Source organism: Paracoccus sp. 08, from assembly GCF_024105395.1.
GTDB lineage: Bacteria > Pseudomonadota > Alphaproteobacteria > Rhodobacterales > Rhodobacteraceae > Paracoccus > Paracoccus marcusii.
The window spans coordinates 38,692-50,234 of record NZ_WEKR01000001.1 but is presented as its reverse complement, the minus strand read 5'-3'; the positions used below and the strand labels follow the sequence as shown (position 1 = coordinate 50,234).

The window sequence follows — 11,543 nt, the reverse complement described above, 5'->3', positions numbered from 1 at the left end:
ATGCGGGCGGTCCGGCGGCATTCCGCGGACCGGTCGCATCGCGGGCGATTCGTCATGGCCGGACAGTAGCTTGGTCAACGCATCAGGTAAATTTCGATTATCTGATCGACACCGTCAGGAATGCTGATGGGGCTGGCCCGGTCCCGTGTCATCATGATAGGCAAATGACCTGACAGATCAGCCAAGGGCACCCATGACCCATCACACCCTTTTCGGACGGGCGACATCGTGACGCCCGCCGCCCGCATCAGCGCCGCCATCACCGTTCTGGACCAGATCCTTGCCGGCAGCCCCGCGGAACAGGCGCTGTTGCGCTGGTCGCGTGCCAGCCGCTTTGCCGGGTCCGGCGACAGGGCCGCCCTGCGCGATCTGGTCTTCGGTGCCCTGCGGCAGCGCGACAGTCTTGCCGCCTTGGGCGGGGGTCTGACGGGGCGGGGGCTGATGATCGGCCATGTCCGCCAATCCGGCCCGTCGCTGGACACGATCTTCACCGGAGAGGGCCACGCACCGTCACCCCTGACGGAGGCCGAGGCCGCCGTGGTTCCCCCCAACCCGCTGCCCGACGACCTGCCCGACTGGTTGCGCCCGGCCTGGCGGCAGGCCCTGGGCGATCAGGCCGATGCCGTGGCGCTGGCCATGACGCAGCGTGCGCCGGTCTGGCTGCGCGTGAACGGGTCGCGCGCGACGCCCGAGCAGGCGGCAGCGGTGCTGGCCGCCGACGGGATCACGGTCGAGGCCGCGCCCCAGCTTGCATCGGCCCTGCGGGTCGTGACGGGCGACCGCCTGGTCGCGCGGTCCAGCGCCTATCTGGACGGCCTGGTCGAGCTGCAGGACCTGTCACCACAGATGGCCTGCGCGCGGCTGCCGTTGGCTCCCGGCCTGCGGGTCCTGGACTATTGCGCGGGGGGCGGCGGCAAGGCGCTGGCCCTGGCCGCGCGGCAGCCTGGCATGCAGGTGTCCGCCCATGACGTGGCCCCGGCCCGCATGGCCGATCTGCCCGCCCGTGCCACCCGCGCGGGGGCCAAGGTCCAGATCCAGACGCAGCCGCGCGGAACGTTCGACCTGGTGGTCGCCGACGTTCCCTGTTCAGGATCAGGGACATGGCGGCGGACGCCCGACGCGAAATGGCGTCTGACCGCGGCGCAGTGGAGCGACCTCGTGGCGCTGCAGGCCCGCATCCTGGATCAGGTGGCGGCACTGGTCGCGCCCGGCGGTCTGCTGGCCTACATGACCTGTTCCGTCCTTGAGGCCGAGAACGGCGATCAGGTGGACGCGTTCCTGTCGCGCCATCCCGGTTTCCAGCGCATCGACCAGCAGGCATGGACACCCCTGACCGGGGGCGACGGGTTCTTTCTGGCCCAGCTGCGACAGGGTTAACGCAAATTTAAGCAAAGCCGCGCTACGCTGCGCAGGATCGGACGGAACAAGGGACGATTCGCGATGGCGCATCTTGACGAACAGGCGGGCCTGCCGCGCGGGGCGCTGGCGGCGCTGCCGCTGCTGCTGGCGCCGATGGTGCTGGGGGCGGCCGTGCTGATGGCGCGACCGGGCGCCGCGACCGGGACGGCTGCCGTGCTTGCCTCGACGGTCGCGGTGGCGTGGTACCTGCTGGGGGGCGCGGTCGCCGTGGGTCACCTGGCGCGCGGACTATCGGCCCGCAAGGCCCTGCGCGCCATCAGGGGAGAGGTGGCGACAGCCGCCGACCCGATCTGGATGTGCGATGCCCGCGGTCAGGTGCTGTTTCAGAACGAGGCCGCCCGGACCGAGTTCGAGGACCTGACCGGTCGCCCTGTCCTGTCGCTGATCGCGCGCCTGCGGGCCGATGCCGAAGGGCAGCTGGCCGACCTGACCGCCCGTGCGCTGCGGGTGGGCAATGCCGATCTGGAACTGGCCGAGGGAGAGATCCTGTCGCTGTCCTGCCTGCCCGACGCGCCGCTGCAGATCTGGTCGTTGCACCGCGCCGGGGTCCAGCCTGACGGGTTCGAACTGGCCCTGGCGATGGAGGAGGACCAGCCCCCCGCCGATGATTTCGACGCCATTCCCGTCGCGCTGCTGCGTCTGGCGACCGACGGCCGCATCTGCCGCGCCAACGCCGCGGCCCGTAATCTGCTGGACGGCATGCTGGCGGACGAGGGCCAGAACCTGGCCGAACTGCTGGAAGGGCCGGGACGCCCGCTGGCGGACTGGCTTTCCGACATGTGCGCCGGGCGCGCCACCAACGGAACGGAAATGCTGCGCCTGCGCCACCCCGACAGTCGCCAGGGAGAGATGCGCGACCGCTATTTCCAGCTGTCGCTGGCGCGCGATCCGGCCGAGGCTGGCCGCATGATCGCCGTGCTGACCGATGCCAGCGCCCTCAAGACGCTGGAGGCGCAGTTCGTGCAAAGCCAGAAGATGCAGGCCATCGGCCAACTGGCAGGCGGCGTCGCGCATGATTTCAACAACCTGCTGACCGCGATCAGCGGACATTGCGACCTGCTGATGCTCAAGCGCGACAAGGGCGATCCGGATTATGCCGACCTGGACCAGATCAGCCAGAACGCCAACCGCGCTGCGGCGCTGGTCGGACAGCTGCTGGCGTTCTCGCGCAAGCAGACGCTGCGGCTGGAGACGCTGGACCTGCGCGACACGCTGGCCGACCTGACCCACCTGCTGAACCGGCTGGTGGGGGAACGGGTGGGCCTGACCATCACCTACGATCCGGCGCTGCGCGCCATCCGCGCTGACAAGCGGCAACTGGAGCAGGTCATCATGAACCTCGTCGTCAACGCCCGCGATGCCATGCCGCAAGGCGGCGACATCACCGTGCGCACCGAAAACCTTCACCTGTCCGAGGCGATGACCCGCGACCAGGTCACGCTGCCCAAGGGCGACTATGTCCGCATCATCGTGCGCGACCACGGCTGCGGCATCGCGCCGGATCATCTTGGCAAGATCTTCGAGCCGTTCTTCACCACCAAGCGCACGGGCGAGGGGACGGGACTGGGCCTGTCGACGGCCTATGGCATCGTCAAGCAGACCGGCGGCTTCATCTTCTGTGACAGCGTGCTGAACGAAGGGACGACCTTCTCGCTCTATTTCCCGGCGCATACCCGCGCCCAGATCGCAGCGGTTCCCGCCGCGCGTCCCGCGCCCCGGCCCACCCCGCAGCTGCAGACCGGCCCCAAGGCGACCGTGCTGCTGGTCGAGGACGAGGCGCCGGTCCGCGCGTTTGCCGCGCGTGCCCTGAAGCTGAAGGGGTATGACGTCCTTGAGGCCGGATCGGGAGAGGCCGCGCTGAGCCTTCTGGAAGGGCGCGACGGTCCGGTCGATATCTTCGTCACCGATGTCGTGATGCCCGGCATGGACGGCCCCACCTGGGTCCGCGAGGGGCGGCGGATGCTGCCTTCCGCCAAGGTCATCTTCATGTCCGGATATACCGAGGACATCTTTGTGGACGGACAGGTGCCCATTGCAGACGCATCGTTCTTGGCCAAGCCGTTCACGCTGACCGAGCTGACGCAGATGGTCGAGATACAGCTGACGCGCCCATCGGGCAGCGACCGGCTGCACTGACGCGCGGATCAGCCGCGGCTGTACAAGGACGCGTAGACATCCAGATCGCGGGCCATGGCGTGGCGCAGCTGCGCCTCGGCCGGTTCGGGCAGATGGACGTCGACACTGGGCGGCACGTTGATGCGCGGCAGCTCGATCGCGCAATCAAGTCGCGTCTCCAGGAAATCCACGAAGCTGGCGATGTCCTCGTAGCGGAAGATGCAGTCGACGCGATGATCGCCGTCCGTCAGGAAGGCGCTCTGGCTGCCGATTTCGGGGTGCTGGCCTGCGGCGTAACGCGCCGCGAAATCGGAAAAGCTGATGCCGTCCATGGCATGGCGCGGATCGTCGTGATCGTCGCGCAGCTTGAAGCGGTACCAGCTGCGCAGCCAGTCCACCGGCTCTCTCATCAGGGCGACCGTGGTGAAATCCGCACCGGTCTGCGCGGAAAGCCAGGGGCCGACGAAGCGGCGATAGGTGGCGATATCGGTGTGCTTGAGCGCGTCCGGTCGCAGCAGCGACGCAGAGGCTAGCGACTCGAGCGCAACCTCGATCGCCGTCGAGCCGGCCTTGGGCGTAGCGAGAAACACCAGTCTCTGGTCCCAGAATATCAGCATGCCTGTCGTCCGATCATGGTGTTGCAGATGCACGGAGGCGTTGGATAGCGGGCCCGCCAGAGGCTGTAAACGCTTTGTTAACCCTGTCCGCGCGATGCTGGCGCCGACGAATCGACAATCGTCCACAACATCCTTGAAAACCGGTTAAGGATGACGCATCTAGTGGTGAACAAGACAGGAACATCCGGTCGGTCGAATTGATTGCCCCGCCCGGAGGGCTGTGAAATAACGTGGGGATCACATGGCACAGGCGAGCATCTTCGACATGACGGACAAACGCGCGGCGGACAAGCAGAAGGCGCTGGACAGCGCCCTGGCCCAGATCGAACGGCAGTTCGGCAAGGGCTCGATCATGAAGCTGGGCAAGGACAATCCCGTGGCCGAGATCGAGTCGACCTCGACGGGGTCGTTGGGTCTGGACATCGCGCTCGGCATCGGCGGCCTGCCCAAGGGCCGGATCATCGAGATCTTCGGGCCGGAAAGCTCGGGCAAGACGACGCTGACGCTGCATGTCGTGGCCGAGGAGCAGAAGAAGGGCGGCGTCTGCGCCTTCGTTGACGCGGAACACGCGCTGGACCCGCAATATGCTAAGAAGCTGGGCGTGAACCTGGACGAGTTGCTGATCAGCCAGCCCGATACGGGCGAGCAGGCGCTGGAGATCGTGGACACGCTGGTGCGGTCGGGCGCGGTCAGCTTGGTCGTGGTCGACTCGGTTGCGGCGCTGACGCCCAAGTCCGAGATCGAGGGCGACATGGGCGACATGCAGATGGGCAGCCAGGCCCGCCTGATGAGCCAGGCCATGCGCAAGCTGACCGCCAGCATCGGGCGTTCGAACTGCATGGTGATCTTCATCAACCAGATCCGCATGAAGATCGGCGTGATGTTCGGCAACCCCGAGACCACAACAGGCGGCAACGCGCTGAAGTTCTATGCCTCCGTTCGTCTGGACATCCGCCGCACCGGCGCGGTCAAGGACCGCGACGAGGTCGTGGGCAACGCCACCCGCGTCAAGGTGGTCAAGAACAAGGTCGCGCCCCCCTTCCGGCAGGTCGAGTTCGACATCATGTACGGAGAGGGCATCAGCAAGGTCGGCGAACTGATCGACCTTGGCGTCAAGGCCGGCGTGGTCGAGAAGTCGGGCGCCTGGTACTCCTATGGTGACGAGCGCATCGGCCAGGGCCGCGAGAACGCCAAGCAGTTCCTGCGCGACCGCCCCGAGGTGGCCTTTGCCATCGAGGACAAGATCCGCGCCAGCCATGGCCTGGAATTTGGCGTCGGCGAAGGGTCGGACAGCGGCGACGACGACTCGCTGACCGAATAAGGTCGCTGTCATCACGACGCACGGGCGCGGGGGAGACCCTGCGCCTTTTCGCATGCCGGTTGCTGGACAGGGCAGCGGCCGGGCGATAGACCATCGGCAGCCCGGCTTGGCCGGAGACACTTTTGCGATGAAGGCCCGCCATGCCCAGTCTGAATGACATCCGCTCGACTTTCCTTGGCTATTTCGAAAGGAACGGCCACCAGGTCGTGGACAGCAGCCCGCTGGTCCCGCGCAACGACCCCACGCTGATGTTCGCCAACTCCGGCATGGTGCAGTTCAAGAACCTGTTCACCGGGGTCGAGACGCGCGACTACAACCGCGCCACCAGCGCGCAGAAATGCGTTCGCGCCGGCGGCAAGCACAACGACCTGGACAATGTGGGCTATACGGCGCGGCACCACACGTTCTTCGAGATGCTGGGCAATTTCAGCTTCGGCGACTATTTCAAGGACCAAGCGATCGCGCATGCCTGGGAGTTGCTGACCCGCGATTTCGCGATCCCCAAGGATCGCCTTCTGGTCACGGTCTATCACACCGACGATGAGGCCGTGCAGATCTGGAAGAAGGTCGCGGGCCTGTCCGACGACCGCATCATCCGCATCCCGACATCGGACAATTTCTGGCAGATGGGCCCGACCGGTCCCTGTGGCCCCTGCACCGAGATCTTCTTCGATCATGGCGACAAAATCCCGGGCGGCCCTCCGGGCAGCCCGGACGAGGATGGCGACCGCTTCATCGAGATCTGGAACCTGGTCTTCATGCAGAACGAGCAGTTCGAGGACGGCTCGATGCGGGCGTTGGACATGCAGTCCATCGACACCGGTATGGGGCTGGAGCGGATCGGTGCGCTGCTGCAGGGAAAGCACGACAACTATGACACCGACCTGATGCGGTCGCTGATCGAGGCCTCGGCCCATGCGACCAGCGCAGATCCCGACGGGCCGGGCAAGGTGCATCACCGGGTGATCGCGGATCACCTGCGGTCGACCAGCTTCCTGATCGCGGACGGGGTGATGCCCTCGAACGAGGGCCGCGGTTACGTGCTGCGCCGGATCATGCGCCGCGCGATGCGCCATGCGCACATGCTGGGCGCGCAGGACCCGGTCATGCACAAGCTGGTGCCCGCATTGGTGCGCCAGATGGGCGCGGCCTATCCGGAGCTGACACGCGCGCAGGCGATGATCGAGGAGACCCTGCGGTCCGAGGAAACGCGGTTCCGCCAGACGCTGGACCGGGGTCTGCGCCTGCTGGACGACGAACTGGCGCGCCTGCCCGAAGGGGCCGACCTGCCGGGCGAGGCCGCGTTCAAGCTGTACGACACGTTCGGATTTCCGCTGGACCTGACTCAGGACGCACTGCGCGAAAAGGGCCGCGCGGTGCAGACCGAAGGGTTCGACGCGGCGATGGCGGAGCAGAAGCGCATGGCCCGTGCCGCATGGTCGGGTTCCGGAGAGGCCGCGGATGCGACCATCTGGTTCGAGCTGGCCGAAAAGCACGGCGTCACCGAGTTCCTGGGCTATGACACCGAGGAGGCCGAGGGCCAGATCACCGCGCTGGTGATCGACGGCGCCGACGCGGTCGAGGCGGGCGAGGGGGCCAAGGTCGCCATCGTGGTGAACCAGTCGCCCTTCTATGCCGAAAGCGGCGGGCAGGTCGGCGATCACGGCCTGATCCGCACCGAGACGGGCGCGGCGCGCGTCACCGACACCAAGAAGGTCGCCGGCGTCTTTATCCATCAGGCCGAGGTCACGATGGGCACCATCAGCCGGGGCCAGGGGGCGCAGCTGTCGGTCGATCACGACCGCCGGTCGGCGATCCGCGCGAACCACTCGGCGACGCACCTGCTGCACGAGGCGCTGCGCGGGGCCCTTGGCGATCACGTCGCGCAGCGGGGCAGCCTGAACGCGCCGGACCGGCTGCGGTTCGACTTCAGCCACAACCATGCGGTCACGGCCGAGCAGCTTGCGGCGATCGAGGCCGAGGTGAACGGCTATGTGCGCCAGAACAGCCCGGTCGAGACCCGGATCATGACGCCTGACGATGCACGCGCCCTGGGGGCGCAGGCCCTGTTCGGCGAGAAATACGGCGACGAGGTTCGCGTCGTGTCGATGGGCGCGCAGCCCGGCAGCGGCAAGGGCGCCGATGGGGCGACCTATTCGCTGGAGCTGTGCGGCGGCACGCATGTCGCGCGGACCGGCGATATCGGGGCGTTCGTGCTGTTGGGCGACGCAGCCTCCAGCGCGGGTGTCCGGCGGATCGAGGCGCTGACCGGACAGGCGGCGCTGGCGCATCTGCGCGATGCGGACAGCCGCCTGGCCGAGATCGCGGGCATCCTCAAGGCGCAGTCCGCCGAGGTGGTGACCCGCGTCCGCGCGCTGGCCGACGAACGCAAGGCGCTGGCCAACGAGGTCGCGCAACTGAAGCGGCAGCTGGCGATGGGCGGCGGTGACGAGGCCGAGGAGATCGCGGGCGTCAAGTTCATCGCCCGCAAGGTCGAGGGCGTGGGCGGCAAGGAACTGGGTGCGCTGGTCGACGAGATGAAGGCATCCCTGGGCAGCGGCGCCGTTCTGGTGCTGGCCGAGGATGGCGGCAAGGCCACCGTGGCCGCGGGCGTCACGCCCGATCTGACCGGTCGCATCAGTGCCGTGGCGCTGGTGCAGGCTGCGACGGCTGCACTGGGCGGCAAGGGCGGTGGCGGCCGCCCCGACCGGGCACAGGGTGGCGCGCCCTCTCTGGCGGCCGCGGAAACGGCGTTCCAGGACGCCCGCAAGATCATCGAGGACAGCAAATGACAGCGCTTTGGATTGCCCATGTGACCGTTACGGACCCGGACGCCTATGGCCTTTATGCCAAGGCGGCGGGCCCTGCGATCGCCGCCCATGGCGGTGTGTTCCTGGCCCGCGCCGGCCGCTATCACGTGCTGGAGGGGGCGGACCGCGCCCGCCACGTGGTCGCGCGGTTCCCGTCACTTGATGCGGCCGTTGCCTGTTATCACAGCACCGAGTACCAGGCGGCGCTTGCGCATGCCAAAGGGGCCAGCGAACGCGATCTTGTCATCGTGGAAGAGGCCGCACCCCCTACGGAATAGGTGAAACCTTCAGACTTTCGTGCTAGTCCTGTCACAAAAGAGACGTGAAGGGGCAGGGCATGTGTCGTTGGGCCGCCTATCTGGGCGCACCGATCTTTCTGGAGGATATCGTCAGCCGGCCAGCGCATTCGCTGATCCGGCAAAGCCAGGGTGCAATGCGGTGCCATACGCCGGTGAATGCCGACGGTTTCGGCATCGCGTGGTACGGCGAACGTCCCGAACCGGGGCTGTACCGCGATGTCATGCCGGCCTGGTCCGACCCGAACCTGCGCAGCCTTGTGGCGCAGGTGCGGTCCGGCCTGTTCATGGCGCATGTGCGGGCGTCGACGGGGACGGCGACCAGCCGCAACAACTGTCATCCCTTTGCCGTCGGTCGATGGAGCTTCATGCATAATGGCCAGTTCGGCGGCTATGACGCCTTCCGACGTCATGCCGACGTGCTGATCCCGGACGAATACTATCCCCACCGCAAGGGCGCGACCGACAGCGAGGCGCTGTTCCTGGTCGCCCTGGGATGCGGGCTGGACCAGAACCCCAAGGTTGCGATGGAACGGGCGCTTGGGCTGTTGGGCACATTGGCGCGTCAGCGCGGATGCGCACCGCATGTCCGCGCCGCCTGCGCCCTGTCGGACGGAGAGCGGCTGTACGTCCTGCGCTACAGCAGCGACGACCAGGCGCCGTCGCTGTACCATCGGTGGTCGGAAAGCCGTCAGGGTTGGGCCGTCGTGTCCGAACCGCTGGAGAGTGACGAGGCGGACTGGACCGAGGTTCCCCCCGGCAGCTTCTGCACGTTCGAGCGTGGCCGGGTCGAGGTCGTGCCGTTCTGCCCCGAACCGCTCAGCGCGGCTGCCTGACCCTCACGGGCGGTCGGTCATCGCATCGGGGGCCGCGGGCGCGGCCTCGGGTGCCTCGGGCTGGGGCAGGCGGCGCAGTTCAGGATCGACGCTGTGCGGGCGGCGGAACACCAGCACATTATGATAGACCGTGGTGCGCCCGGTCAGGCCGCTGCGCTCCTCGCTTGGCAGGACATCGGCGCGCACGTATTCCCAGCCCTCGGCCGACATGCGGTTCAGCTCTGCCGTCAGCGACAGGGCATACCGGTCGGTCGGCGTCTTTGCCTCGCGGGCCTTCTCCGTCTTGGTCGGCGCGGGGATGACGGAATATTCAAAGCGCATGTCGGCGTCCTGTCGCGAGGGGGTAAGGGTCACAGAGCCAGTTTCCGGGCGACCATGTCGTTGACGGCGGCGGGGTTCGCCTTGCCGCCGGTGGCCTTCAGCACCTGGCCCACGAACCAGCCCGCCAGCTTGGGGTTGGCGCGCGCCTTTTCGACCTGGGCGGGGTTGTCGGCAATGATCTGATCGACCGCGGCCTCGATCGCGCCAAGGTCGGTGACCTGCTTCATGCCGCGTTCCTCGACGATCCGGGCGGGGTCGCCGCCTTCGGTCCACAGGATCTCGAACAGGTCCTTGGCGATCTTGCCGGAAATCGCGTCCGATGCGATCAGGTCGATCACGCCGCCCAACTGCGCGGCGGACACCGGAGAGGTCGCGATGGTCAGACCTTCCTTGTTCAGGCGGCCGAACAGTTCGTTGATGACCCAGTTCGCGGCCATCTTGCCGTCGCGGCCCGATGCCACGGCCTCGAAGTAATCGGCGTTCTCGACTTCTGCAGTCAGCACGCCCGCATCGTATTCCGACAGGCCCATGCCCTGCACGAAGCGGGCCTTCTTCTCATCGGGCAATTCGGGCATGGATGCCGCGATGTCGTCCACCCAGGCCTGCTCGATCTCCAGCGGCAGCAGGTCGGGGTCGGGGAAGTAGCGGTAATCATGCGCCTCCTCCTTCGACCGCATCGACCGCGTCTCTCCCTTGTCGGGATCATAAAGGCGCGTCTCCTGTACGATCTTTCCGCCATCCTCCAGGATCGCGATCTGGCGCCGGGCCTCATAGTCGATGGCCGCCTGGATGAAGCGCATCGAGTTCATGTTCTTGATCTCGCAGCGCGTGCCCAGATGGCCGAAATCGCCGGTCTCCTGAAACCGTTCGTAATCGCCGGGCTTGCAGACGCTGACGTTGACGTCGGCGCGCAGGTTGCCGTTCTGCATGTTGCCGTCGCAGGTGCCCAGATAGCGCAGGATCTGGCGCAGCTTGACGACATAGGCGGCGGCCTCCTCGGGGCCGCGGATGTCGGGGCGGCTGACGATCTCCATCAGGGCGACGCCGGTGCGGTTCAAATCGACGAAGGACATGGTCGGGTCCATGTCGTGGATCGACTTGCCCGCGTCCTGTTCCAGGTGGATGCGCTCGACGCGGACGCGGCGGGCGACGCCGGGGGCCATGTCGACGATGATCTCTCCCTCGCCCACGATGGGGTGGTACAGCTGGCTGATCTGATAGCCTTGCGGCAGGTCGGGATAGAAATAGTTCTTTCGGTCGAACGCGCTGCGCAGGTTGATCTGGGCCTTCAGGCCAAGGCCGGTGCGGACCGCCTGCGCCACGCAGAATTCGTTGATGACCGGCAGCATGCCCGGCATGGCCGCATCGACGAAGGCCACGTTGCTGTTGGGCTCGGACCCGAAACGGGTCGAGGCGCCGGAAAACAGCTTGGCGTTCGATGCGACCTGGGCGTGAACCTCCAGCCCGATCACCAGCTCCCAATCGCCTTGCGCGCCTTGGATCACTTTCGGCTGCGGGGCGGTGAAGGTCAGGTCAAGCATGGCGGGCCTCTTTGGCGGCAAACGGTCTGGCGGCGGTTTTAGGGCAAGGCTGCGGCATTGTCACGGCCCCGCCCGCCACTGCCGCGCGAATCATCATGGGCGCCGTGCAATGCGTAAAATTCGAATGAACGGCGGCGTTCGGCCAAGGCCGTCGGCGGATTTCCGACCATCTGCCTTTCGCGTCGCGGCAGGTTCCCGCCGAGGCAAATCCTTCTTCTTGCAGGATATTCGACACACGCTATGGCAGAGGACGACGAAACCACCCTT

Annotated in this window: 9 protein-coding genes; 6 read left to right on the top strand and 3 right to left on the bottom strand. The window is 67.0% G+C overall.

Going from position 1 to position 11,543, the window contains the following annotated elements; translation table 11 throughout:
* Window positions 1-228: 228 nt before the first annotated feature.
* Both GBO37_RS00225 and GBO37_RS00220 read left to right on the top strand, forming a co-directional pair.
* Window positions 229-1,377 (top strand): RsmB/NOP family class I SAM-dependent RNA methyltransferase, encoded by a 1,149-nt coding sequence (locus GBO37_RS00225; protein WP_252926411.1) that lies wholly within the window; start codon window positions 229-231, stop codon window positions 1,375-1,377.
* A gap of 63 nt (window positions 1,378-1,440) precedes the next feature.
* Window positions 1,441-3,555 carry an ATP-binding protein gene (locus GBO37_RS00220; RefSeq protein WP_252926410.1) on the top strand — a complete coding sequence of 705 codons (2,115 nt, stop codon included), beginning with the start codon at window positions 1,441-1,443 and terminating at the stop codon, window positions 3,553-3,555.
* A gap of 8 nt (window positions 3,556-3,563) precedes the next feature.
* On the opposite strand, the gene GBO37_RS00215 is transcribed toward GBO37_RS00220, so the two are convergent.
* The gene (locus GBO37_RS00215; protein ID WP_139598203.1) at window positions 3,564-4,151 is read right to left on the bottom strand and encodes a sulfotransferase family protein; all 588 of its coding nucleotides are present in this window, start codon (window positions 4,149-4,151) and stop codon (window positions 3,564-3,566) included.
* Window positions 4,152-4,392: 241 nt separating this feature from the next.
* On the opposite strand from GBO37_RS00215, the gene recA reads away from it, so the two are divergent.
* The 4 genes from recA to GBO37_RS00195 all read left to right on the top strand — a co-directional run bounded on the left by recA (window position 4,393) and on the right by GBO37_RS00195 (window position 9,414).
* A complete protein-coding gene (recA, locus tag GBO37_RS00210; protein ID WP_045981231.1) occupies window positions 4,393-5,472 on the top strand; it encodes a recombinase RecA in 1,080 nt (359 codons plus the stop codon).
* Between the two features lie 140 nt (window positions 5,473-5,612).
* Window positions 5,613-8,264 (top strand): alanine--tRNA ligase, encoded by a 2,652-nt coding sequence (gene alaS, locus GBO37_RS00205; protein ID WP_252926409.1) that lies wholly within the window; start codon window positions 5,613-5,615, stop codon window positions 8,262-8,264.
* Complete coding sequence (locus GBO37_RS00200) at window positions 8,261-8,560, top strand: DUF1330 domain-containing protein (RefSeq protein WP_045981229.1); 300 nt, start codon at window positions 8,261-8,263, stop codon at window positions 8,558-8,560. Before alaS ends, GBO37_RS00200 begins: the two co-directional genes overlap by 4 nt.
* 59 nt (window positions 8,561-8,619) lie before the next feature.
* A complete protein-coding gene (locus tag GBO37_RS00195; RefSeq protein WP_252926406.1) occupies window positions 8,620-9,414 on the top strand; it encodes a class II glutamine amidotransferase in 795 nt (264 codons plus the stop codon).
* A 3-nt stretch (window positions 9,415-9,417) separates the two neighbouring features.
* Here the strand turns inward: GBO37_RS00195 and GBO37_RS00190 are convergent, their stop codons facing one another.
* Window positions 9,418-9,735 (bottom strand): DUF4177 domain-containing protein, encoded by a 318-nt coding sequence (locus GBO37_RS00190; protein WP_252926404.1) that lies wholly within the window; start codon window positions 9,733-9,735, stop codon window positions 9,418-9,420.
* 29 nt (window positions 9,736-9,764) lie between these two features.
* Window positions 9,765-11,276: an Asp-tRNA(Asn)/Glu-tRNA(Gln) amidotransferase subunit GatB gene (gene gatB, locus GBO37_RS00185; RefSeq protein ID WP_045999072.1), complete on the bottom strand. Its 1,512-nt coding sequence runs from the start codon at window positions 11,274-11,276 to the stop codon at window positions 9,765-9,767.
* Window positions 11,277-11,543 lie beyond the last annotated feature (267 nt).